The organism is Amycolatopsis kentuckyensis (genome assembly GCF_041679295.1).
In the GTDB taxonomy this organism is placed as follows: domain Bacteria; phylum Actinomycetota; class Actinomycetes; order Mycobacteriales; family Pseudonocardiaceae; genus Amycolatopsis; species Amycolatopsis kentuckyensis_A.
Window position 1 is genome coordinate 347,823 of the sequence record NZ_JBGDMD010000011.1, and the last position, 22,305, is coordinate 370,127.

The following is a 22,305-nucleotide window of genomic DNA, read 5'->3' on the forward strand; positions in this document are numbered from 1 at the left end:
GGCTGTCCCGGCTCAGTTCACCTGCCCCACATCACGAGCGTCAACGCTCTCACCGCCTCATCCCGCTTTCCCGACCGAAACGGACAAAACTCGATGAAGTTCCCGAGAACGATCGCGGCGGCCGCCCTGGGCGTCGCCGTGGCGTTCGGCACCGGCCCGGTCACCGCGGCCGCCGCCGACACCCCCGTGACGCTGTCCGGCGTCATCCTCGGCGTCGGCGCCAAGGAGTCCCAGCGCGTCGTGAGCTGGTACGCCTCGTCCGACGCCAAGCAGGTCGTGCAGGTCGCGCCGACGAACCAGCTCAAGCACGGCCAGTTCCCGAAGAACGCCCAGACGTTCCCGGCCACCGTGGCCGCGAACAGCGTCAACGGCGGCTTCAACGCCCACACCACGATCGACGGCCTGCGCCAGCGCACCGGCTACTCCTACCGCGTCGGCTCGGGCAGCACGTGGTCGCCGGTGTACACCTTCAAGACCCAGGACTTCCGCGGCGACTTCGACTTCCTGTTCTTCGGCGACCCGCAGATCGGCTCGTCGGGCAACGTCGCCAAGGACGGCGCCGGCTGGGCCGACACCCTGAACGTCGCCCTCGGCGCGAACCCGGACGCCGAACTTCTCGTCTCCGGCGGCGACCAGGTCGAGTCCGCCAACACCGAGGCGCAGTGGGATGCCTTCCTGGCCTCCGACAAGCTGCGCCAGTACCCGTGGGCGGCAACCATCGGCAACCACGACGTCGGCGGCAAGGCCTACGAGCAGCACTTCTGGACGCCGAACACCGACCGCTCGGCCGCGTACTACAACGGCGACCCGAGCACCCGCTCCGGCGGCGACTACTGGTACCTCTACAAGGACGTGCTGTTCATCGACCTCAACAGCAACGCCTACGCCACCGGTGCCGACGAAGCCCACATCGGGTACGTCACCGACGTCGTGAAGAACCAGGGCCGCAAGGCGAAGTACACCGTGCTGGTCTACCACCACTCGATCTACTCGCCCGCCGACCACGCCAACGACAAGGACAACCAGCAGCGCCGCCAGGACTTCCCGACCGCGTTCTCGAACCTCGGCGTCGACCTGGTCCTGCAGGGTCACGACCACAGCTACTCGCGCAGCTACGTGATCAAGAACGGGCAGAAGGCCAACCCGGGCGAACAACCCGGCGCCACCCAGGTCACCCAGGGCCCCGGCGGCGTCGTCTACGTGACGGCAAACTCCGCGTCCGGCTCGAAGTACTACGACCTCACCGACCCGGACACCACCCAGGACCCGAACTACGGGCCCGACCCGCTCAACCCGGACCACCACTGGGCCAACTCGGTGGAGAACCAGGAGCACGTCCGCACCTACGTCAAGGTCGGCGTGCGTGACGACAAGCTCGTCGTGCAGAACCTCCGCAGCGGCACGTGCGCCGCGCCGAACGCGGCGGTCGAGCTGGGCAAGGTCGCCTGGTGCGGCCCGGACAGCGGCGCCACCCCGGCGCAGCCGGTCGGGTCCACTGTGGACAAGGTCGTCATCCACCCCTACCGCGGCCACGGCGGCGGCGGGTCGCCCGCGCCGGGCACGCCGTGCTGGCTCGAGCAGCCGGCCACCGGCCCCGGACGCACCATCACCGCGCTCAACTGATCCGTCCCGCGTGGGTGGGACTCGCTTCCACCCACGCGGGCCCTCTTCGACTGGACACCCCATGCACGCCATCACCCGAGCCGTCGTGACCCTGCTGGCCGCCTCCCTGGGTTTCGCCGTCGCCGCACCCGCCGAAGCACAGGAAACACCGTGGACGGTGTCGACGGCCGCCAACGACTTCGGCGCCGGCCGCGACAACTACAGCTACACGGCGGCCCCGGGCGACCGCATCGACGACGGCCTGGTGATCGCCAACCACGGTTCCGTCCCGCTGGACCTCGCCGTGTACGCCGCGGACGCCTTCACGGCCGAATCCGGTCAGCTCGACCTCCTCGCCCACGCCAAGCCCTCGACCGGCGTCGGCGCGTGGGTCCACCCGGCGCACGACCGCGTCACCGTCCGACCCGGACAGTCGGCGCAGGTGCCGTTCACCCTCGCGCTCCCTGCCGACGCCACCCCCGGCGATCACCTGGGCGGCATCCTCGCCTCCCTCACCCAAGGCGACGTGGAGCGACGAGTCGGCCTGCGGATCCGGCTGCGCGTGGGCGGCGACCTCCGGCCGGCCCTGGCGGTGGAGAACCTGGACATGCGGTATTCCGGCACGATCGACCCGCTCGGCACGGGCGACGCGACCCTCGCCTACACGATCCGCAACAGCGGCAACGCCGTCGTCACGGCCCGGCAGTCGGCCACCGCGACCGGCCCGTTCGGCAGCCTGCGCGTCGCCGCCGACCCGATCCCCGACTCGCCGCCGCTGCTCCCCGGCGAGACGTGGCAGGTGACCGCGGCCGTCCACGGCGTGACACCCGCGCTGTACCTGGCCGGGACGGTCAGCCTCGTCCCGCTGCTCACCGACGCGGCCGGCTCGACGACCCCACTGTCCGGTGTGGACACCACCGCGCACTCCTCGGCCGTCCCGTGGACCGCGGTGCTCTTCATCGTCCTTTGTGTACTGCTGATCGTGTTCCTGGTTGTGCGTCGCCGCAAGCGCGCTCACGCGGGGTAGGGCCGGTTGAAGCGCGGCGGGACGTAGCTCAGGTAGCGTCCCTCCGCACCGTCCACGGCGATCGAGAGCGTGTTCATCGTCCGGGGCGAGGTGTCCGGCCAGTGCCCGGTGCGCAACCGCGTCAGCATGCGGTCGACGGCCGCTTGCTGTTCACCGGTCGTGTAGGTGCAGTGCCCGGCGGTCCGGACGTACGTCTGCCGGAGCAGGGACTCGTTGCCCGCCCGGCGGACCAGTGCGCCGTAGGACTGCTGCTGGGCCACCGTGGAGATCTGGTCGCCGGTGCCGTTGACCGTCAGCACCGGGATCCGCAGGTCGCCGGTGAACACGATGCCCCGCTCCAGGTAGCGGACCGCCGCGGGGTCGGCGGAAACGCGGCGTTCGGCGGCGAGACGGCCGAAGTCGGCCCGCAAGTCCAGGCCCGCGCGGGAGTACAGCCGGCGCACGGCGTTCTGCAGACTCGGTGCCGCCGAGGCGAACTGGCGCGCGTAGTCCACCCCGGTGTTCCAGGACGGGTTGCCGCCCGACAGCTGCTCGATCGTCCGCCGGCTGCTGACCGCCTGCCCGAGGTACGGCAGCGGGCCACCGGCGAGGGCCAGGAACGCGCCCTGCTCGACGCCGTCGGCGTCGCGGTCGTCCGGGACCGGGGTCGCCGAGCCGTCCGGGGCCAGTCCCCAGGCCGGCAGCTGGCCGATCGCCGCCGCGAGGGCGATGCGCGCCTTGCCCGCCGGTGTCGCCTGCGCCGACGCCGTCGCCGAGAGCCACTGCTGCTGCGTCCCCGGGACGTCGGCCGGAATGCCGGTGACCGGCAGGGCCGAGCCGGGGAACAGCAACGTCTTGAGCGTGAAGACGGTGTCGAGCTTCTGGTTCCACTGGCCCACCGAGCCGCCGAGGCCGCCGCACATCGGGATGGCCGCGGCGAAGCGGCCGGGGTGCACCTGCGCCACACCGGCGGCGACCATGCCGCCCATCGACCGTCCTTCGGCGATCGCGTATCTGGCCCGGCCGAACGCGGCTTCGAACCGGCCGAGCGCCTCCGCCTGGTTGTCGATCGCCCGCGCGATGTTCCAGCTGCTGACCGCGCGCGTGGTGCCGCCCACCGCGTAACCGCGGTCCAGCAGGCTCTTCGTGAGCGGGCTCGCCAGGCCGCCCGCGGCGAAGTCGAGGTCGACCAGCACAGCACCGTTCCACCGGCCCGGTTTCGCGAACGTGTACGGCGTGCCGTCGGTCAGCTGCCCGTCGGTGCACCGCGCCGTCGCGACGGGATCCGGACACGGTGTCCCGGCTTCCGCCGCGTGGGCGGTGGCGGGAAGCCCGGCGACGAGGACCGCGACCGCGGCCAGAAGGGTGAGCTTGCTGCGCATGGTGCTCCTGTCAGAAGTTCTTGCCGGTGACGGTCCAGCCCGGTGTGGCGCAGAGACCGCAGTCCGTGCCGAGGAAGTAGCTCCGCGCGGAGCGGTTGCCGTTGAGGGTGAAGTCGAACCAGTTGACCAGGACCCGGACGGCTTCCTCGCGGACGCTCGGGTCGGGGCTGCCGTTTCGCTGGCCGTAGACGAATCCGGTGTGGCCCGCGGCCGGGTTGGTCGCGTGGACCGCCGGGACGGTGACGAGGTCGTAGTTCGCCGCGCTGTTGGGGTAGGCGACGTCGTCCGGGCCGCCGTCGACGAACAGCGTGGGCGTGTGCAGGTTCCGCAGGTGCTCGCGGCCGTAGCCGAGGGTGCCGTCGGCGAAGAACCCGCTGTCCAGCGAGAGCACCGACTTCACCCGGGGGTCCGCGCCGGCGACGAGTGCTTCGATGCCGCCGCAGGAGTGGCCGGTGACGCCGATCCGGTGCGTGTCGAGCCGGTTCCGCAGATCGCTGCCCCGGCGGTCGTCCTCCCGCTGCGCCCAGGTGATGGCGTCGGTGACGACCGCCGGTTCCGGGCTGCCGTTCTCGGTCAGGGCGGGCTCGTCGAACCCGCCGACCGCCACGACGACGAACCCGTGCGCGGCGAGCAGCGTCTCGAGGGTGAGCAGTTCGTCGTTGCTGGCGTGCCGGCAGGCACCGTTGCCGAACACGACGACCGGCAGCCGGCCGGGCACGCGGTCCAGGTCGGCGGGCCGGTAGACGGTGTACTCGGCGGCGTAGTTCCCCGTCCTGGCCGCGGCTTCGCGGACCACGGGGTGGAACACCGTGGACGCGGGCGGCGCGGGCGGGGCCGCGACTTCCGCTTCGGGAGAGCTGGGGACGACGACCGCCGCGGTCAGCGCGACCAGGGCCGTCGCGGCGGCGGCGAGAGCGGGCTTGAAAAGGGCCATCGGAAGTCCTTTCACCGTGGGGTGGCCGCGTTGAAGACCGGCTTCGGCACCGAGACCTGGTTCAGTCCCCAGCGGGACATGATCCCGACGTATGTGCCGTCCGCGAAGAGCTCTTCGAACACCTTCTGCAGCACCGGGCCCAGTCCGGACGACTTGGGGACGTACAACGCCAGGTCGTCCTTGGTGGCCCCCTGCGCTTCGGTCTGGGTGACGTACTTGGTCCCGCCCTGCCGCTGCGTGACGTCGATCGCCGCGGCCTCGGTCATCCCCGCGGCGTCCGCGCGGCCCGAGCGGGTGGCCAGCAGCGTCGCGTTCGTGTCGTCGAGGCCGACGGTCTGCGTTGCCTTCCGCTTGGTGTCCGTGCAGAACCGCGACAGCTTGTTCAGCTGGTCTTCGACGACGCTCGCGGTCACCACGGCGATGCGCTTGCCGCACAGGTCTTCGACCCGCGCGATCCCGGCCGTCGAATCGGTGGGGAACACATAGGCGGTCCGGGTCGTCATCCAGGTGATCGTGTCGAACTGCTTTTCGCGCTCGGCGGTCGCCTTGACCGGGCCGTTGAACGCGTCGTACCGGCCGGCCTGCATGCCCTGCAGCGCGGCCGGGAGCCCGGCGACGACGACGGTCCGGGTGCGGACGCCGAGGACCTGGCCGATCGCGGCCTGGAAGTCGGCGTCGATCCCGGTGACCGTGCCGTCCGGTGCGACCGTGCGGTAGGGCGGGTGGGAGTCGCCGGCGAACCGGATCTCACCCGCGTCCTTGACCGCCCGCGGCAGCGCGTCGTGCAGGGACTGCACCACCGGGAGGCTCGTTCCGGTGGCCAGGCCGGGGGAATCGGTGCCCACCGTGCACCCGGTGGCAGCCAGCCCGAGGGCGGCGGTCACGAGGATCGCACTTCGGCTTCGTCGGCGAAGTGGGGATCTCATGGAGGTCCTTTCCGGACAGTCAGGTCAGGTCGTCGAGCCATTCGGTCATCCGCGCGGTCAACCCGTCCCCCGTGCGGGCGTCGACGTTGTCGGCGTGCAGTTCCAGGACCGGGATACCGGCCGCGCGCAGGGCGCGGGTGGTGAAGTAGCCGCCGCGGGCGTCGTCGGAAACCAGGTGGACCACGCCGTCCACGCCGTGGTGGCGCGCTTCCTTGACGTACCACTCCGCCGACCACGGTGGCGTGTACAGCTGGTCGCCGAACGCCGCGAACCGAGCCGCCAGGGCGCGCAGCGGGTCGTCGCCGTAGCGCAAGTAGCCGTCGGCGGCGATGGCCAGGTACATCGACCACACGAAGACCGCGCCGTGCGACTCCTGGAACCGCCGGTAGAAGCCGAGGTCGAACCACAGCCCGCGGCCGATCCACATCAGCCGCAGCCGCTCGTCCGGGCACACCGCGACACCGGCGTCGATCCGGTCGCGCACCTCGTCGTGGAACGCGCGCGCCGCGTCGCGCGCCCACTCGGTGCCGCGGTGCCACTGGGGCACCATGACGCTGGGGATCCCGTCGGTGACGGCGATCGGGCACGGCCGGGCCGCCGCGATCAGGTCGCGGGTGCGGCGGTTCCACTCCTGCTGCTCGTTCACGAGCGCCAGCACTTCGCGGAACCGGGTCTCGGAGAACACCCGGCCGGTGGTCTGCTCGAGGAACCGGATGAGCCCGGTCAGCTCGCCGGTCAGCAGGTCGAGGCGGTCGCTGCCGATGGCCTCCTCCCAGCGGTGCGGCATCAGCTCCCACCACCGTTCGGGCACCGAGTTCTCCGCCGCGCTTTCCAGCGGGTAGTAGGTGACGCCGGGTTGGGCGTCCCAGACGTCGAAGATCTTGCGGGACGCGTCGCCGGTGGTTTCGCCGAGCACGATCGACGGCGTCGGCAGGCCGCCCCAGGGTGCCTGGCCAAGATCGGTCTCGAACGCCGACGCCAGCGAAGTGGCGCTGTACTGCTCGACGTAGTCGGGGTAGCCGCGCTCGCGCAGCAGGCCGAGGTAGCGCTGGGTCTGGCGTTTCGCCGCGACGATCGAGGCCCACCACTGGTTGACCACGTACGGGATGCCCATCGCGCGGAAGATCTCCTGCGGCGCGTCCGCGTTCACCAGAGCCAAGGGGCCACCCTCGTCGCGCACCCGGGCGAACCACTCGCGCTGGTAGGCGGTCGCGGTGGTCGCCGACGCCAGTCGCGCGGTCATGCCGCCGCTCCGGCCGGGACCAGCGCCGCCAGCGCCTCGGGCGTCAGCTCGCCGTACGGCTGGCGCTCCGCCAGGACCGCGGGCAGCCCAGCCGCGGCCCGTTGCTCCGGGAAGTCCCACGGCGGGGCGTCGTCGTGGACCCGCGCGTAGGAAAACAGGATCTCGGCACCACAGGCGCGGGCAGCCGCCGCCGTGTGTGCGGCGCGCTGCCGGATCGACGCGCGCTGCGCCGTCGGCCCGTTGTGCTGGTAACGCTCGGCGAGCGCGAGTTCCGTCGGTGCCGCGCAGGTGCGCGCGAAGAACAGCTCGCCCCAGTCGTGGTCCTCGCCCACGACGAGGAAACCGTTGCGCTCCACCGTTTCGTACACCTCCGGCGAGTCGTGCGAGCTGCCGGTCAGGAACAACCGCACCCCTTCGGTCTCACGCGGGTCGGCGGAAACGCCGTCCACGAACGCGATCGCGTCGGTGACCGGCAATGCCGTGGTCGCGGCGACGACTTCGAGGAACCGGGTGCCGCTCAGCCGGTTCGCCCTCCGCAGGTCGGCGAGCCGCCCGAGCGACCGCCGCAGCGTGTCGTGCGCGGTGATGGCCGCGGCGAGGTCGTCGTCGCCGATGGGCCGCCACTGCCCCAGCCACTCGCGCAGCTGGGCGATCTTCGCGTGGACGTACCGGGTGGTCGTGTGGTGCGGCAGGTGCAGGACGTCGACCAGACGCACCGGTGGCAGCCGCAGCTCCGGCTCGACGCGGCGCAGCTCGCGCAGGGCGTAGAACAGCCGCAACGACGCTTCGCAGTCGCGGCAGACGACGATGGCTTCCAGTGGCCCGTAGTCCCCGGTGAGGATCCGCGTCAGGATCGACCGGGCGACCGGATCCACCCCACGGCCGAGGTAGCGGTCGCCGAGCGTGCTGTCCTCGCCCGGCTTCCCGGTCAGGCGCAGGGGCCGCAGGCCCGCCGCGGTGATCAGCTCGATCGGGACGTCCGCACCGACATACCCGACGGTGCTCAAATGACCGCCTCCGAAACGAGCTCCGCCAGCTGCTCTTCGGTGTAGCCGAGCAGCTCGCGGTAGACGTGTTCGTTGTGCTCCCCCAAGCTCGGCGCGGGCCGGTCGAGGGAGACGCGGGCGGCGGAGAAGCGGATCGGCACCCCGGTCCCGGCCAGGTCGGCCACGTCCCCGTGCCGCGGGTGGCGCAGGGGCACGACCTCCTCGCGCGCCAGGACCAGCGGATCCCGGACGGCGTCGTGCGGCTCCCGCACCTCGGCCGCGGGCACCCCTTCGGCGGTGAAGGCGGCGAGGATCTCCTTCAGCGGGCGCACCCGGCACCACTCGCGGATCAGCTCGTGCAGCTCGTCGGCGGCCCGCACACGTCGGTCACGCGTGCGGTAGCGGTCGTCCTCGGCCAGCTCCGGCCGGCCGATCGCCCGCAGCACCCCGTGCGCGAAGGCGTCGGTCGGCGCGCAGAGGGCGAGGTGACCGTCCAGCGCGGGCAGGATCCCGAAGGGTGCCAGCCGCGGCACCATCGACCCGGTGCGCTGCGGCAGGCCGACCGCGTCGAAGGCGTCGAAGGGCTCGCACGCGACCAGCGACGTCAACGCGCCGAGCATCGACACGTCGACGTGCTGGCCCTCGCCGGTGTGCTCGGCCTGCAGCAGCGCGGACACCGTGCCGACCACGGCGAAGAGCGGCGCCAGCAGGTCGCCGATCGGCAGCCCGAACCGGACCGGGCCTTCGTCGGGTTCGCCGGCGGTCATCATCACCCCGCTCAGCGCCTGGATGATCGAGTCCATCGCCTTGCCCGAGCCCGGGCCGCCCTGGGCGCCGAACCCGCTGATCGAGGTGTAGACGAGCCGGGGGTTGATCTCCCGGACCCGCTCGTAGGAGATGCCGAGCCGCTCGGTGACGCCCGGGCTGTAGTTCTCGACCAGCACGTCGGCGTCGCGGACGAGGTCGGTGAACACCGCTTGGGACCGCGGGTTCTTCAGGTCGAGGGTGACGCTGAGCTTGTTGCGGCCTCGCAGGAGCATCGACACCGAAAGGTCGTCGTCGTGGCGCCGGGCGAGGTTCAGCCCGTCGCGGCCGACGTACGGCGCGTTGTTGCGGGACGAATCCCCGCCGGTGGCCGGGTTTTCGACCTTGATCACGGTGGCCCCGAGCCCGGCGAGCAGCAGCGTGGCGTACGGCCCGGCGAGCGCGGTGGTCAGGTCGACGACGGTGCGGCCGGCCAGTGGCTGGTCGGTCATGCGGGAACCCCCTCGGTGAGATCGACGAGCACTTCGGTCCCGCGGGTGGTGAACCGGCCGTTGAGCCGGGCCCCGCGGGTGATGTCGTCGATGTACTTCGTGACGGCCTCGCCCTCCGGCGTGCCGCCGACCGGCACCGGGCGGCCCCGGTCGTCGATCCAGCAGGGCACGAAACCGGCTTCGCGCAGCCCGGTTCCGTCGAAGCGGCAGAAGGCGATGGCGGTGTTGCGGCTTTCGGGGTGGAACGGGAAGAACGGCATGTCCGGGTCCGGCGCGAAGCCGTACAGCTCCGTCCGCCGCTCGGCCCACGCGCGCAGCTCGTCCGCGCCGACACCGGCACCCGGGGTCAGGGCGTGGGTGACGGTGGCGAAGTTGCCGAGGCCGTGGAAGATCGGCCGTCCTCTGTGGACTTCGATGCCGCGCATGATGTGCGGGTGGTGGGAGAACACGGCGTCGGCGCCGGCGTCGACCGCCGCGCGCGCGACCGGGCTCTCGTACATCGCGACGACGCCCGGGGTGTGCCCGACGCCCTTGTGCAGCGACACCACCACGACGTCGGCCTCGGCCCGCAGGCGGCGCACGTCGCCGGCCATCGCGTCCAGGCTGTCGGGATCGGCGAAGGTGTAGATCTTCGGCGGACCGCCCGGGCTCGCGTGGTCCAGCTCGTAGTGGGTGAGGACGTGCACGTACGCGCACCCGGGCTTGCGGGAGCCGGCCCAGGACTCGCGCGGGCCGACGCAGTTGTAGGACAGCACGCCGATCCGCAGGCCATCGCGCTCCACGATCGCCGGCCGCCGGGCCTCGGCGAGGTTCACCCCGGCGCCTGCCGTCACCATGCCCGCCTCGCGCGAGTAGGCGATGGTGTCGGCCAGGCCGCCGGCACCGGCGTCGAGGACGTGGTTGCCCGCCAGGGTGACCACGGCGAAACCGGCCTCGGCCACCGCCTTCAGCGCCGCGGGATCCGCGGGCGGCGCCGGGACGTCGGTGCTCTGCTGCACCGACGTGGTCGAGTGCGGCACCTCGACGTGGCCGATCGCCAGGTCCATCGCCTTCAGCACCGGCGCGGCCGGGGCGAGGAAGAACTCCGGGTCCGGCTCGTCCAGGATGAGGTCGCCGACCGCGCCGACAGTGATCACGAAGCACCTTCCTTTTCGGACAGATGACGGGACAGGAACGCGCGCAGCCGGTCGGTCCGCGGCCGGGTGAACAGCTCGGCCGGCGGACCCTCTTCGACGATCCGGCCCGCTTCCATGAACACGCACCGGTCCGCGACCTCGCGCGCGAAGGCCATCTCGTGGGTGACGACGACCATCGTGGTGCCCGCCGCGGCGAGGTCGCGCAGCACGGCCAGGACCTCGTCGACCAGTTCCGGGTCGAGCGCGCTGGTGGGTTCGTCGAACAGCATGATCCGCGGCCGGACCAGCACGGCCCGGGCGATGGCGACGCGCTGCTGCTGCCCGCCCGAGAGCTGCCGCGGGTAGTGGTCCTCGCGCCCGGCGAGGCCGATGCGTTCGAGCAGCTCGCGGGCCTCGGCCTCCACAGTGGACCGAGCACGCCGGTGGACGCGGATCGCCGCGTCGGTCACGTTGCGCAGCACGGTGAACTGCGGGAACAGGTTGAACTGCTGGAAGACCATGCTCATCCGCCGCCGCTGGGCGGCGACCCGCCGCTCGGTCAGCGCGCGCAGGCCACCCGGGGAACGCCGGTGGCCCAGCAGCTCGCCGTCGAGGTACATCGCGCCGCCGTCGATGGGCTCGAGCTGGTGGGCGCAGCGGACGAGCGTCGACTTGCCCGAACCGGACGGCCCGATCACGACGACCGTCTCGCCTTCGTGGACGTCGAGGCTCACCCCCGCCAACGCGGTCACCGCGCCGAACTCCTTGCGGACGTCGTCGATCCGCAGCACCGGGGCGCTCATCGGGCGCTCCGGTGGCCCCGGGAGAACCGGCGCTCCAGCCGGCGTTGCCCGGCGGTGAGGACGGTGACCACGACCAGGTACCAGAAGCAGGCGACCAGCAGCATCGGCACGATCTCGTAGGTGCGGTTGTAGATCACCTGCACCGAGTGCAGCAGGTCCGACATCGCGATGACCGACACGAGCGCCGTGCCCTTGAGCACGTTGATGAACTGGCTGCCGGCGGGCGGGATGATCACCCGCATCGCCTGCGGCAGCACGATCCGCAGCAGCGTCTGGCCCGGCGGGTAGCCCATCGCGCGGGCCGCGTCGCGCTGACCGGGATCGACCGACGAGACGCCGGCGCGGAAGATCTCCGCCAGGTAGGCCGACTCCACCAGCGACAGGCCGATCACCGCGGCGGTCAGCGGCGTGATCACGGTGTTGGCGTCCCACGTCCCGAAGACCGGGCCGAACGGGATGCCGATCGACAGCTTGGGCAGCAGGTAGGCGAGGTTGAACCAGAAGATCAGCTGCACCAGCGGCGGGATGCCGCGGAACAGGCCCACCCACAGCGTCGCCACCCACCGCGCGGGCGCGAACCCGCTCAGCTGCATCGCCGCGACCACGCCACCGGCCAGCGACCCGAGCACCATCGCGGCGACCGCGAGCAGCACCGTGGTGCCCAGGCCCGCCATGACGCTCTTCTCGAAGAGGTACTTCGCCACGACGTCCCACTGGAACCGGGAGTTGCCGGCCAGGAACACGACCAGCTGCGCGGCGAGCACCACCAGCACGAGCACGAACAGCCAGCGCAGCGGGCGGAAGCGGCCGCGGGCCCCGGCGACGTCGTCGCGGGCCGGTGCCGTCTCCTCCACAGTGGACACGGCGGTCATTTCGCCGAGGCCACGTCGAACAGCGGCTGCGGGACCGTGACGTCGTTCAGGCCCCACTGGTTCATGATCCGGGCGTAGGTGCCGTTGCGGAACAGCTCCTCGAAAGCCTTCTGCAGCACCGGACCGAGCTTCGCGGACTTCGGGGTGTACAGCGCGAGATTGTCCTTCGTCGCGCCCTGCTCCTCGGTCTGCGTCACGTACTGGTACTGGCCCTTCTGCTGGGTGGTCACGTCGATCGCGGCGGCCTGGGTCATCCCGGCGGCCTCGGCGCGACCCGACTTCGCGGCCAGCAGGGTGGCGTTCGTGTCGTCGAGCCCGACCACCTGCACGGCCGGTTTCTTCGCGCCTTCACAGAACTTCGACAGCTTGGCGAGCTGGTCCTCCACCACGCTGGCGGTGACCACCGCGACACGCTTGCCGCACAGGTCGGCGGCCTGCTTGATGCCCGCGGCGGAGCCTTCGGGGACCACGTAGGACGTCCGGGTGGTCATCCACGTGACGGTGTCGAACTGCTTTTCGCGTTCGGCGGTGGCCTTGACGGGCCCGTTGAACGCGTCGTACCGGCCGCTGAGCATGCCCTGCAACGCGGCCGGGAGCCCGCTGACGATGGTGGTTTCCGTGCGCACGCCCAGGAGCTGGCCGAGCGCCTGCTGGAAGTCGTGGTCGATGCCGGTGACGGTCTTCCCGTCCGGGCCGACCGTGCGGTACGGCGGGTGCGAATCCCCGGCGAACCGGAGGAGACCGGCGTCCTTGACCGCCTGCGGCAGCTGGTCGTGCAGCGCCTGGTCGGTGGTCAGGGCCGCGGCGGTCGGGGCGGAGGCCGCGCCGTCGTCGACCGTGCACCCGGCCAGGACGAGGCCGGCGGCGAGCACGGCGAGCGAGCTTCGACGGCGTTGACGAAGTGAGGAACCCATGTCGTTTTCTTCCTGAGGAAGGCCGTCCGAGCGGGCGGCGCGGGAACCCGGAGGATCAATTGGTTGCTATCTGGGCGCCGATCGTCGCATGATGTGTCGCGTGATTCAACCCCTCGATCCCGCGGGCCGGACGGCACTGCCACCATGGACACCCGCGGCGGGCAGCCCCGCCCGGCCGCCGACCCGAGCCCCGGAAGAGGCACGCGCGCGATGACGGTGACGCCCTCGGGGCCGCTGCCCCGCTCCCAGCAGGGAGCCGAACCCCAGCTGCTGCTGACGTCCCTGCTCGGCGACTTCTGGTACTGGCGCGACGAGCACATCCCCTCGGCCGCCCTGGTGCAGCTGCTCGGCGAGTTCGACATCAGCCCGGCGAGCGCGCGGGCGGCGATCCGCCGGCTCGCCGCCCGCGGGCTGCTCACCGTGTCGCGCAGCGGCCGGACGACGGCGTACGGCATCCCGGCGCGCACGTCCGAGGTGATCATCGAGCGCACGCACCGGATGCTGACCTTCGGCACCAGCGCCCCCGACTGGGACGGGCGGTGGACCGTGGTGACGTTCTCGGTGCCGGAACAGGACCGCGGGCTGCGCACGGCACTCCGGTCCCGGCTGCGGGTCCTGCGGTTCGCCGCCCTCTACGACGGGGTGTGGGTCAGCCCCCACGACCTGGCCGGACCCGCGCTGACCGCGTTGCGGGAGCTCGAACTGCGCAGTGCGACGGTCTTCCGCGCCACCGAGGTGCCCGGGTCGGCCGCGGCGGTCACGGCGTTCGACCTCGAGCCGCTCGCCCGGGAGTACGAGCAGTTCGTCGAGCGGTACGAGCAGGTGCTCACCGGTCTGGAGGCCGGGCTGATCAGCCCGGCGCAGGCGTTGCGCACCCGCACCGAACTGCGCGTCGACTGGCGCCGGTTCCCGGAGACCGACCCGGACCTGCCGGCCGGGCTGCTGCCGGCCGACTGGGCCCGCGACCGCGCCCAGAAGGTGTTCCTGCAGATCTACGACCGGCTCGGGCCGCTCGCCGAGCTGCGGTTCCGGCAGGTGCTGGCCGCCACGGACCCCGAGCTGGCCGATCTGGCCACCCACCACGACTCGGTGAAGGTGGCCGCGTTGTTCGCCGAGCTCGGCGACCGCCACCCGGCGGGTGACACGCCGTTCGAGCAAGCCGCCGAAGCCCGGCGGCTGGACGACGCGCGCCGCCGCTAAGGGCGGCACTTGGCGGGTCGGTCGTCCGCCTGAGGTGGGATCGAAAGTCGACCGAAAGTCTTTGCGGAGCGGCGAAGCACCGTGTTCTTCTGCTGACGGTAAGCAACTTCTTCGACGCGTGCCGTTAAGGAGACCACGAATGGCCAGAAGTTCTTCGAGCCCGCTCGGCAGGTGGTGGCGGTCGCCCGCCACCCGGGCACTGGCTGGAGTGGCCACCGTCGCCGCGACAGCCGCCGTCCTGGTGACCGCGCCGGGCGCCGACGCCGCCGCCGGCACACTGGGGGCCGCGGCCGCGCAGTCCGGGCGGTACTTCGGCACCGCGATCGCCGGCAGCAGGCTGGGTGATTCGACTTACACCACGATCGCGGCGCGCGAGTTCAACATGGTCACGGCCGAAAACGAGATGAAGCCGGACGCGACCGAGCCGAACCAGAACCAGTTCAACTTCTCCGCCGGCGACCAGATCTACAACTGGGCGGTGAGCCACGGCGCCAAGGTCCGCGGCCACACGCTCGCCTGGCACGCCCAGCAGCCGGGCTGGATGCAGAACATGGGCGGCAGCAACCTGCGCAACGCCATGATCAACCACATCCAGAAGGTGATGGCCCACTACCAAGGCAAACTCGCCTACTGGGACGTCGTCAACGAAGCCTTCAACGAAGACGGCAGCCGCCGGTCGTCGAACCTGCAGAGCACCGGCAACGACTGGATCGAGGTCGCGTTCAAGACCGCGCGCGCGGCCGACTCCTCGACGAAGCTCTGCTACAACGACTACAACATCGACAACTGGAACTACGGCAAGACCCAGGGCGTCTACCGGATGGTCCAGGACTTCAAGTCCCGCGGCGTGCCGATCGACTGCGTCGGCCTGCAGGCCCACTTCACCGGCGGCAGCTCGGTCCCGAGCAGCCTGCAGCAGACGATCTCCAGCTTCGCGGCGCTCGGCGTCGACGTGGCGCTCACCGAGGTCGACGTCACCAACGCGAACACCTCGCAGTACGCGGCGCTGACCCAGGCGTGCCTGAACGTCGCGCGCTGCGTCGGCATCACCGTGTGGGGTGTGCGGGACAGCGATTCCTGGCGCTCCAGCGAAAGCCCGCTCCTGTTCGACGGCGGCGGCAACAAGAAGGCCGCCTACAACTCGGTGCTGAACGTCCTCAACTCCGGCGGGACGACCACGACCCCCACGACCACCCCGACGGGCAGCACGACCCCGACGACACCCACGACGACGCCGACCACCCCGGGCGGCGGCAGCTGCACCGCGGCGCTGTCGGCCGGGCAGTCCTGGGGTGACCGGTACAACCTCAACGTCTCGGTCAGCGGCTCGTCCTCGTGGACGGTCACGATGAACGTGCCCAGCCCCGAGCGGATCAGCGCCACCTGGAACGTCAACGCGACGTGGCCCAGCAGCCAGGTCCTCATCGCGACGCCCAACGGCAGCGGCAACAACTGGGGCGTCACCATCATGGCGAACGGGAACTGGAACTGGCCGAGCGTCAGCTGCAGCGCCTCCTGAGCCACGGCACCCCGGCACCGGCCCGCTCACGAGCGGGCCGGTGCCGCCGGTCAGGCGGTGGCGGCGGCGAGGAACCGCTCGAGCTCGCCCCGGGTGTCGGGTCCGGTCGGCTGGAACACGATCTCGGTGACGCCCTTGGCGGCGACCTCGGCCAGCCGGTCCCGGATCTCCTCGCGGGTGCCGGTCATCGTCACGTCCCGCAGCATCGCGTGGCCGCCGGCTTGCCAGGCGGCCCGGTCGGCTTCCCCCAGCTCCACACAGTGTCCACTGTGGACCGCAAGGTGCCGTTCCGCCGGCGGCGTCCGCTCGACCACCGCCAGCCATTCGGCCCCGCCCGGTAGTTCGCGCACGGCGGCGGGGCCGCCGAACTCGTACGCGCCGTGGTAGGCCAGTGCCCACCCGGGCCCGGCGGCCTGCCGCGCGTGCTCGGTGTCCGTGCGCTCCCCTTCGTCGAGCACCGTGCCCCACACGAGGTAGGGCACCCACGGGTACTCGGTCGCGAACTCGGGCAGCTGCAACGTCACGTACAGCCCGTCGCCGAGTTCCTTGGCCACCCGGTGCCCCTTGGGTCCCAGCGCCCCGATCAGGACGGGGACGTCGACGGGCCGGGCGGGAGCGTGGCCGTCGGGGTGCAGCATCCGCATCCGCGCCCCTTCCCACTCGACGACGTCGCCGCGCAGGAGCCCGCGGTACGCCCGGATGTAGGACTCCATGGAGGACCAGGTGATCGCGCGGTACCCCATGGCGCGGCGGCCGGTGAACCCGGTGCCGAAGGAGACCGCGACGCGGCCGGGCGCCAGCGCGGCGAGGGTGGCGGTCGCCGCGGCGTTCACCATCGGGTGCCGCAGGCTGGGCACCAGCACGCCGGGACCGAGGCCGATCCGCTCGGTCCGCTCGGCGGCCAGCGCGAGGGTCATCCACACGTCGGGGCTCTGCTGCGGGGTGTCGTAGACCCACGCCCGCGCGTAGCCCAGCTGCTCGGCCACAGCGATGTGGTCCGGGGAGTCCAGCGCGGTCGGGAAAGCGCAGGAGACGTCCATGCGGGCCCTCCGTTCATTCGTCGGGGTCAGGGCAGGCCCGCGTGCGGGACCTCGACCCGGACCGCGAGCAGCTGCGCTTCACGGACCGGACGGCGTTCGTGCTCGGCGAAGGACGGCGCCGCGCAGAGGAAGAGCGTCCGCCCGTCGTCACCGCCGAGCATGCAGGCGAAGACCCCGGTGCCGGCGTCGATCTCGTCGAGGACCCGGCCGCCCTCTTCCACCCGCAGGACGCGGTTGTGGACGGCGTCCGCCACCCAGATCGCGCCCTCGGCGTCGGCGCAGATGCCGTCGGGTGCCACCTCGAGGCGTTGCACCGCCTCGCCGACGTCTTCGGTGCGCGGGGGCTGCCCGAACTGCGCCCAGACGCGCCGCCCGCTCAGCTCGCCGTCTTCGCCGATGTCGAAGGCGGTCAGCCGCCCCGCGAAGGTTTCGGCGACGACCAGCACGCCGCCGGGGAGGATCACCATGCCGTTGGGGAAGCCGAGGTCCTCGGCGGCGACAGCCACGCCGCCGTCCGGGTCGACGCGCGTGAGCGTGGTGTAGCGCAACGGCGCGCCGCCCATGAGGTCGAAGCCGAAGTTGCCCACCCAGGCGCGGCCGCGGTCGTCGACGACCATGTCGTTGAGCACCCCGGACACCACGCCGGACAGGTCGGCGTGCTCGGTGAGCTTCCCCTCCTCGTCGCGCACGAGCAGGCGGTGGTCGCGCATGGACACCACGAGCAGGCGCCCGTCGGGCAGGAACCCGAGGCCCGAGGGCTGCCCGGGGACTTCGGCGACGACCTCGGTGCCACCGCGGTCGTCGATCGCCACGACCTTTTCGGTGTAGAAGTCCGACACCCACAGCCGGCCGGCGTGCCACCGGGGGCACTCGAGGTAGGAGAAGCCCGCCACGACGACGGTCGGCTGCCTGGACGCGGTGTGCCCCATCGCGGCTCTCCTCGGTCTTCGTCGACTAACTGAGCGCACAGTTACCATGACCCCGGCGCCCGGAGGTGTCAAGTGCGGAGGGGAGAGCGGGGATGTCAGGGAAAGAACGCCGCCGCGGCGGCGGGCGGCACCCGGCGGCGGCCGGGCTCACGACCAAGCTCGGGCCCGAAGCCGTCCCGGACGAGTTCTGGGGGCAGGACACGTCCCCGGTGGCCCGCGCGCTGCTGTCGTCGGCCGTGCAGTGCTTCGCCCGCACGGGTTTCCACGCCACCACGACCCGCGACATCACCGCCGTCGTCGGCTTGAGCCCCGGTTCGCTCTACGTGCACTTCGCCTCCAAAGAGGCCGTGCTGTTCCACATCGCCCGGACCGGGCACGAGCGGGCGCTCGCGGCCCTGACCGCCCAGCCCGGCGCCGGCGATCCCCGGGCGCACATCCGCTTGCTGGTGGCCGCGCACGTGTCGTGGCACGCCCGCCACCACACCGTGGCGCGGGTGTGCCAGTACGAACTGGCCGGGCTCGAGCCCGCGCACCTGGCGGAGGTCCTCGACCTCCGGCAGCGGTTCTCCGCGGTGGTGCGGACCGCCGTGGAGCGCGGCGCCCGCGAAGGCGTCTTCGACGTGCCCGACGTCGACCGGGCGGTGCGCGCGATCCTGTCGCTCGGCATCGACCTGGTGCGCTGGTACCGCCTGGACGGCGCGGACTCGCCCGAGGCGCTCGGCGAGTCCTACGCCGAACTGGCCGCCCGGATGCTGGGTGGGCCGTCCTGACCTGCGGCGACGCGCTATTCTGCGGGGGTATACACGGGAGGTATACGCCTCGGGTATAGTGATCGTCAGCCTCGGGGAATCCGGGGGTCGAGGAGGGACAGGAGCATGTCGGTTCCGCACACCCTGCTCGCGTTGCTCGAACCCGGGCCGCGGCACGGCTACGACCTGAAACGGGCGTACGACGAGCAGTTCGGGCACGATCGCCCGCTCGCCTACGGCCAGGTCTACTCGACGCTGTCCCGGCTGCTGCGCAACGGCATGGTCGAGGTGGCGGGCGTCGAGAGCGGCGAGGGGCCGGAGCGGAAGCGCTACACGATCACGGACGCGGGGGTCACCGACGTCGAGACGTGGCTGCGCACGCCGGAAAACCCGCAGCCGTACCTGCAGAACACGCTCTACACGAAGGTGGTGCTCGCGCTGCTGTCCGGGCGCAGCGCCGCCGACGTGCTCGACGTCCAGCGCGCCGAGCACCTGCAGGCGATGCGCGCGCTCACCAAGCGCAAGAACGGGGGCGACCTCGCCGATCAGCTGATCTGCGACCACGCGCTCTTCCACCTCGAGGCGGACCTGCGGTGGCTGGAGCTCACCGCCGCGCGCCTCGGCGAACTCGAGAAGGCGGTGCGCGCATGACCGGACCGGGAACGCCGTTGCTCGCCGGCAACGGGCTGCACAAGTCGTTCGGCCCGACGCGGGCGCTCGACGGGGCGGCGCTGGCCGTCTCGGCGGGGGAAGTGCTCGCGATCATGGGCGCGTCCGGTTCGGGCAAGTCGACGCTGCTGCACTGCCTCGCCGGCATCGTCCGGCCGGACGCGGGCACCATCAGCTACGCCGGTGCCGACCTCGTCGGGATGGACGACCGGGGCCGGAGTGCGTTGCGGCGCACCGAGTTCGGCTTCGTGTTCCAGTTCGGCCAGCTCGTGCCCGAGCTGTCCTGCCTCGAGAACGTCGCGTTCCCGCTGCGGCTGACCGGGACCAAGCGGAAGCCGGCCGAGGCCGAGGCGACCGAATGGCTCGCCCGGCTGGAGGTCGACGATCTGGCGAAGCGCCGGCCCGGGGACGTGTCCGGCGGGCAGGCGCAGCGCGTGGCGGTGGCGCGGGCGCTGGTGACCGGGCCGAAGGTGGTCTTCGCGGACGAGCCGACCGGCGCGCTCGACTCGCTCAACGGCGAGAAGGTCATGCAGCTGCTCACCCAGGCGGCGCGGGAGACGCACGCCGCGGTGGTGCTGGTGACCCACGAGCCGCGGGTCGCGGCCTACTCGGACCGCGAGGTCGTGGTGCGGGACGGGCGCACGGTCGACCGGGAGCTGGTCGCGTGATGCGGGATCTGGTGCTGGGTCTCCGGCTGGCCGTCGGGGGCGGCCGGATGTCCGGCGCGGCGCTGCTGCGCCTCGCGATGACCGCGTTCGGGATCGCGCTCGCGGTCGCCGTGCTGCTGCCCGCGGCCGCGGTGTACCACCTGGCCGGCGCGCAGGCCGCCCGCGCGGCGGCGATCAAGCCGGTCACCGAGCCGCGCGCGGGCGTCGCCCCGCTGCTGACCTACAGCTGGTACCCGTCGGCCGGCGAGGACTTCGTCAAGCTCACCGCGGTCGCGGCGACCGGGCCGGGTTCGCCGGTGCCGCCGGGCGTCGGCCGCCTGCCCGCACCGGGCGAGCTGGTCGTGTCGCCGGAGCTCGCCGCGAAGCTGGCTTCGCCCGGCGGCGAGTCGATGCGGGCCCAGCTGCCGGGGCACGTCGTCGGCCAGTTGTCGCGCGACGGCGTCGCCGACGCCGGCGACCTGAGCGCGTACTACGGGGTGCCCGCCGCGCAGATCCGGGCCGAAGGCGACCGGGGCAGCACGGTCTACGCGTTCGGCCGGCCCTACCCCGGGCTCGGACTGCCGGCCGTCATGCTGACCATCATCCTGCCGATCGCCGCGGTGCTGCTGCTGCCGTTGCTGATCTTCGTCACCACGGCGTCGCGGATGGGCGCGGCGCAGCGGGAACGCCGGCTCGCCGCGCTGCGGCTGCTCGGCCTGGATTCGCGGCAGGTCAAGCGGGTCGCGGCGGCGGAGTCACTGGTCGGCGCGGGGATCGGGCTCGCGGCCGGCATCGGGTTCTTCGCCGTGCTGCGCACGTTCGTCGCCGACATCCTGCCGTTCGGCCTGCGGATCTTCCCGGAGGACTTCGTCCCGGACTGGCCGCTGGTCGTGGTGGTCGTCCTGCTGGTGCCCGCGCTCGCCGTCGGCTCGGCGATGTTCGGGCTGCGCCGCACGATCGTGGAACCGCTCGGCGTGATCCGCCAGGGCAAGCCGACGCGGCGGCGGATGTGGTGGCGCTGGGTGCTCACCGCGCTCGGCGCGCTGTTCCTGGCCGCGAGCCTGGCCTTCGACCGCGGGAACGGCGACACGGCCGGCGCGCTGGCCCTCGCGGTGGGCAGCGTGTTCCTGCTGGTGGGCGTCGCGGCCCTGCTGCCGTGGCTGGTCGAGCGGGTCGTGGAGCGGCTGCGCGGCGGTCCGCCGTCGTGGCAGCTCGCGATCCGGCGGCTGCAGCTGGACAGCGGCACCGCCAGCCGCGTGGTGTCCGGCCTGGTCGTCGTGCTGGCCGGCACGATCCTGATCCAGGGCGTGATCACCTCGCTCACCGGCGGCGTCCGGCAGCAGACCCCGCCGGCCGGCGCGGCCGCGGCTCCAGTGCGGGTGCAGACGACCGCCGCGCACGAGGCGGAAGTCGTCCGGCTGGCGGCGTCGGCGGCCGGCGTGACCGGGACGCACCCGGCCCGGAACATCCTGGCCCGGTCCGGGCCGGAGCGGACCTACGGCGTGGTCGGCGACTGCGTCGCGCTCGAGGTGGAAGCGGACGTCGGCGGCTGCGCCGACGGCGACGCGTTCTACGTCGTGCCCGCACGGGGTGCCACCGCCCCGGCCGGCAAGGTGCGGCTGCAAAGCTCGTTCCACGACAGCGAAGTGATCGGTCCTGAATGGACAGTGCCGAGCACGGTCAAGGTCGTGCAGTCGGGTGACACCGCGCGAGGCGCGGAAGGTCAGCTGCTGGTCACGCCGGGCGCGCTCGGCGGGCTCGCGCTGCCGGAGTCGTCGGTCGCGGTCTACGTGTCGGGCACCGGCGACCCGCGGGCGCTGACCGACAACGTCGCGAGGGCGGTCAACCCGCTCGCGTGGCACGCCACGGTGAGCAAGAGCGACTACCTCGACGACTTCGCCGCCCGCGACCAGCGGCTGGTGGAGAGCTTTCGCTCGGTGCTGATCACGGCGTCGCTGTTCGTGCTCGCGGTGGCGGCGATGAGCTTGCTGATGCTGTCGATCGAGCAGATCAGCGAGCGGCGGCGGCCCCTCGCGGCGCTGTCCGCGGCCGGGGTGCCGATCGGCGTGCTGGCCCGCGGATTGCTGTGGCAGACGGCGATCCCGGTGGTGATCGGCGTGGTACTGGCAGTCGCGGCGGGCCTCGGGCTGACGGCGCCGATCCTGCGGCTGGCGGACCGCGAGATGGTCATCGACGCCCCGGCACTGCTCGCCCTGGCGGGCACGACGGTGGTGGCGGTGTTGCTGGTGACCGGGTTGACGTTGCCGTTGCTGCGCCAGGTGACCCGCTTGGACACGCTGCGCTCGGAGTGACCGGCGCCCGGCCATTTCGCGGCTTCGGAGGTGAGGCGCCGGACAGCCTGGACGGCTCGGTCGGGCTGATCGAGGTAGATGTAGTGCTCACTGCCGGTGGCGACGACCGGCTCGCTGCGGCCGGAGAGGGCGAGCCACTTCTCCCGCCCGGCGGTCCACGCCTGTTCCGGCGCGGTCCCGCACTCGGGGATCCGCGTGGCG

General features: G+C 72.2%; 20 protein-coding genes. 8 read left to right on the forward strand and 12 right to left on the reverse strand.

Annotated features, from left to right (window positions below; genetic code table 11):
• The first annotated feature begins 93 nt into the window (after positions 1 to 93).
• The gene (locus ACERZO_RS39825) at positions 94 to 1,623 is read left to right on the forward strand and encodes a fibronectin type III domain-containing protein (RefSeq protein WP_372671185.1); all 1,530 of its coding nucleotides are present in this window, start codon (positions 94 to 96) and stop codon (positions 1,621 to 1,623) included.
• A 61-nt stretch (positions 1,624 to 1,684) separates the two neighbouring features.
• Positions 1,685 to 2,629, forward strand: coding sequence for a WxL protein peptidoglycan domain-containing protein (locus ACERZO_RS39830; RefSeq protein ID WP_372671186.1), 945 nt, complete (start codon positions 1,685 to 1,687; stop codon positions 2,627 to 2,629).
• On the opposite strand, the gene ACERZO_RS39835 is transcribed toward ACERZO_RS39830, so the two are convergent.
• The 10 genes from ACERZO_RS39835 to ACERZO_RS39880 all read right to left on the reverse strand — a co-directional run bounded on the left by ACERZO_RS39835 (position 2,617) and on the right by ACERZO_RS39880 (position 13,039).
• Positions 2,617 to 3,990, reverse strand: coding sequence for a hypothetical protein (locus ACERZO_RS39835; RefSeq protein WP_372671187.1), 1,374 nt, complete (start codon positions 3,988 to 3,990; stop codon positions 2,617 to 2,619). The genes ACERZO_RS39830 and ACERZO_RS39835 overlap by 13 nt on opposite strands.
• Before the next feature lie 10 nt (positions 3,991 to 4,000).
• Positions 4,001 to 4,924 carry a poly(ethylene terephthalate) hydrolase family protein gene (locus ACERZO_RS39840; RefSeq protein WP_372671188.1) on the reverse strand — a complete coding sequence of 308 codons (924 nt, stop codon included), beginning with the start codon at positions 4,922 to 4,924 and terminating at the stop codon, positions 4,001 to 4,003.
• An 11-nt stretch (positions 4,925 to 4,935) separates the two neighbouring features.
• Positions 4,936 to 5,808, reverse strand: coding sequence for a transporter substrate-binding domain-containing protein (locus tag ACERZO_RS39845; RefSeq protein WP_372671189.1), 873 nt, complete (start codon positions 5,806 to 5,808; stop codon positions 4,936 to 4,938).
• A gap of 61 nt (positions 5,809 to 5,869) precedes the next feature.
• Positions 5,870 to 7,093: a 2-hydroxyacyl-CoA dehydratase gene (locus ACERZO_RS39850; RefSeq protein ID WP_372671190.1), complete on the reverse strand. Its 1,224-nt coding sequence runs from the start codon at positions 7,091 to 7,093 to the stop codon at positions 5,870 to 5,872.
• Positions 7,090 to 8,100 (reverse strand): 2-hydroxyacyl-CoA dehydratase, encoded by a 1,011-nt coding sequence (locus tag ACERZO_RS39855; protein WP_372671191.1) that lies wholly within the window; start codon positions 8,098 to 8,100, stop codon positions 7,090 to 7,092. The genes ACERZO_RS39850 and ACERZO_RS39855 overlap by 4 nt, the downstream gene beginning before the upstream one ends.
• Positions 8,097 to 9,335, reverse strand: a complete 1,239-nt coding sequence (locus ACERZO_RS39860) for a CaiB/BaiF CoA transferase family protein (protein WP_372671192.1) — start codon at positions 9,333 to 9,335, stop codon at positions 8,097 to 8,099. The genes ACERZO_RS39855 and ACERZO_RS39860 overlap by 4 nt, the downstream gene beginning before the upstream one ends.
• The gene (locus ACERZO_RS39865) at positions 9,332 to 10,471 is read right to left on the reverse strand and encodes a CapA family protein (protein ID WP_372671193.1); all 1,140 of its coding nucleotides are present in this window, start codon (positions 10,469 to 10,471) and stop codon (positions 9,332 to 9,334) included. Before ACERZO_RS39865 ends, ACERZO_RS39860 begins: the two co-directional genes overlap by 4 nt.
• Entirely contained in the window at positions 10,468 to 11,253 is a 786-nt protein-coding gene (locus tag ACERZO_RS39870; protein WP_372671194.1) for an amino acid ABC transporter ATP-binding protein, read from the reverse strand. The genes ACERZO_RS39865 and ACERZO_RS39870 overlap by 4 nt, the downstream gene beginning before the upstream one ends.
• Positions 11,250 to 12,125, reverse strand: coding sequence for an amino acid ABC transporter permease (locus ACERZO_RS39875; protein WP_372671195.1), 876 nt, complete (start codon positions 12,123 to 12,125; stop codon positions 11,250 to 11,252). The genes ACERZO_RS39870 and ACERZO_RS39875 overlap by 4 nt, the downstream gene beginning before the upstream one ends.
• A complete protein-coding gene (locus tag ACERZO_RS39880; protein WP_372671196.1) occupies positions 12,122 to 13,039 on the reverse strand; it encodes a transporter substrate-binding domain-containing protein in 918 nt (305 codons plus the stop codon). The genes ACERZO_RS39875 and ACERZO_RS39880 overlap by 4 nt, the downstream gene beginning before the upstream one ends.
• 210 nt (positions 13,040 to 13,249) lie before the next feature.
• On the opposite strand from ACERZO_RS39880, the gene ACERZO_RS39885 reads away from it, so the two are divergent.
• Both ACERZO_RS39885 and ACERZO_RS39890 read left to right on the forward strand, forming a co-directional pair.
• On the forward strand, positions 13,250 to 14,239 hold the full coding sequence (locus ACERZO_RS39885) for a PaaX family transcriptional regulator (RefSeq protein WP_372671231.1): 990 nt from the start codon (positions 13,250 to 13,252) through the stop codon (positions 14,237 to 14,239).
• 139 nt (positions 14,240 to 14,378) lie between these two features.
• The gene (locus ACERZO_RS39890; protein WP_372671197.1) at positions 14,379 to 15,758 is read left to right on the forward strand and encodes an endo-1,4-beta-xylanase; all 1,380 of its coding nucleotides are present in this window, start codon (positions 14,379 to 14,381) and stop codon (positions 15,756 to 15,758) included.
• A 50-nt stretch (positions 15,759 to 15,808) separates the two neighbouring features.
• Here ACERZO_RS39890 and ACERZO_RS39895 read toward each other — a convergent pair whose 3' ends face one another.
• Together ACERZO_RS39895 and ACERZO_RS39900 are read right to left on the reverse strand one after the other, a co-directional pair.
• A complete protein-coding gene (locus ACERZO_RS39895) occupies positions 15,809 to 16,798 on the reverse strand; it encodes an LLM class flavin-dependent oxidoreductase (protein ID WP_372671198.1) in 990 nt (329 codons plus the stop codon).
• A gap of 26 nt (positions 16,799 to 16,824) precedes the next feature.
• On the reverse strand, positions 16,825 to 17,727 hold the full coding sequence (locus tag ACERZO_RS39900) for an SMP-30/gluconolactonase/LRE family protein (RefSeq protein WP_372671199.1): 903 nt from the start codon (positions 17,725 to 17,727) through the stop codon (positions 16,825 to 16,827).
• A 92-nt stretch (positions 17,728 to 17,819) separates the two neighbouring features.
• Between ACERZO_RS39900 and ACERZO_RS39905 the strand changes: the two genes are divergently transcribed.
• From ACERZO_RS39905 to ACERZO_RS39920, 4 genes are all read left to right on the forward strand, one after another.
• Complete coding sequence (locus ACERZO_RS39905) at positions 17,820 to 18,497, forward strand: TetR/AcrR family transcriptional regulator (RefSeq protein ID WP_372671200.1); 678 nt, start codon at positions 17,820 to 17,822, stop codon at positions 18,495 to 18,497.
• Positions 18,498 to 18,602: 105 nt separating this feature from the next.
• Complete coding sequence (locus ACERZO_RS39910; protein WP_372671201.1) at positions 18,603 to 19,127, forward strand: PadR family transcriptional regulator; 525 nt, start codon at positions 18,603 to 18,605, stop codon at positions 19,125 to 19,127.
• Positions 19,124 to 19,813: an ABC transporter ATP-binding protein gene (locus ACERZO_RS39915; protein ID WP_372671202.1), complete on the forward strand. Its 690-nt coding sequence runs from the start codon at positions 19,124 to 19,126 to the stop codon at positions 19,811 to 19,813. Before ACERZO_RS39910 ends, ACERZO_RS39915 begins: the two co-directional genes overlap by 4 nt.
• Positions 19,813 to 22,104, forward strand: a complete 2,292-nt coding sequence (locus ACERZO_RS39920; RefSeq protein ID WP_372671232.1) for an FtsX-like permease family protein — start codon at positions 19,813 to 19,815, stop codon at positions 22,102 to 22,104. Before ACERZO_RS39915 ends, ACERZO_RS39920 begins: the two co-directional genes overlap by 1 nt.
• Positions 22,105 to 22,305 lie beyond the last annotated feature (201 nt).

Bases quoted from the DNA above. Each gene is read 5' to 3' on its own strand.
- ACERZO_RS39825 (WP_372671185.1), top strand. From the start codon at position 94: ATGAAGTTCCCGAGAACGATCGCGGCGGCCGCCCTGGGCGTCGCCGTG.
- ACERZO_RS39880 (WP_372671196.1), bottom strand. From the start codon at position 13,039: ATGGGTTCCTCACTTCGTCAACGCCGTCGAAGCTCGCTCGCCGTGCTC.
- ACERZO_RS39840 (WP_372671188.1), bottom strand. From the start codon at position 4,924: ATGGCCCTTTTCAAGCCCGCTCTCGCCGCCGCCGCGACGGCCCTGGTC.
- ACERZO_RS39895 (WP_372671198.1), bottom strand. From the start codon at position 16,798: ATGGACGTCTCCTGCGCTTTCCCGACCGCGCTGGACTCCCCGGACCAC.
- ACERZO_RS39860 (WP_372671192.1), bottom strand. From the start codon at position 9,335: ATGACCGACCAGCCACTGGCCGGCCGCACCGTCGTCGACCTGACCACC.
- ACERZO_RS39835 (WP_372671187.1), bottom strand. From the start codon at position 3,990: ATGCGCAGCAAGCTCACCCTTCTGGCCGCGGTCGCGGTCCTCGTCGCC.
- ACERZO_RS39915 (WP_372671202.1), top strand. From the start codon at position 19,124: ATGACCGGACCGGGAACGCCGTTGCTCGCCGGCAACGGGCTGCACAAG.
- ACERZO_RS39870 (WP_372671194.1), bottom strand. From the start codon at position 11,253: ATGAGCGCCCCGGTGCTGCGGATCGACGACGTCCGCAAGGAGTTCGGC.
- ACERZO_RS39885 (WP_372671231.1), top strand. From the start codon at position 13,250: ATGACGGTGACGCCCTCGGGGCCGCTGCCCCGCTCCCAGCAGGGAGCC.
- ACERZO_RS39905 (WP_372671200.1), top strand. From the start codon at position 17,820: ATGTCAGGGAAAGAACGCCGCCGCGGCGGCGGGCGGCACCCGGCGGCG.
- ACERZO_RS39890 (WP_372671197.1), top strand. From the start codon at position 14,379: ATGGCCAGAAGTTCTTCGAGCCCGCTCGGCAGGTGGTGGCGGTCGCCC.
- ACERZO_RS39900 (WP_372671199.1), bottom strand. From the start codon at position 17,727: ATGGGGCACACCGCGTCCAGGCAGCCGACCGTCGTCGTGGCGGGCTTC.
- ACERZO_RS39850 (WP_372671190.1), bottom strand. From the start codon at position 7,093: ATGACCGCGCGACTGGCGTCGGCGACCACCGCGACCGCCTACCAGCGC.
- ACERZO_RS39920 (WP_372671232.1), top strand. From the start codon at position 19,813: ATGCGGGATCTGGTGCTGGGTCTCCGGCTGGCCGTCGGGGGCGGCCGG.
- ACERZO_RS39875 (WP_372671195.1), bottom strand. From the start codon at position 12,125: ATGACCGCCGTGTCCACTGTGGAGGAGACGGCACCGGCCCGCGACGAC.
- ACERZO_RS39830 (WP_372671186.1), top strand. From the start codon at position 1,685: ATGCACGCCATCACCCGAGCCGTCGTGACCCTGCTGGCCGCCTCCCTG.
- ACERZO_RS39910 (WP_372671201.1), top strand. From the start codon at position 18,603: ATGTCGGTTCCGCACACCCTGCTCGCGTTGCTCGAACCCGGGCCGCGG.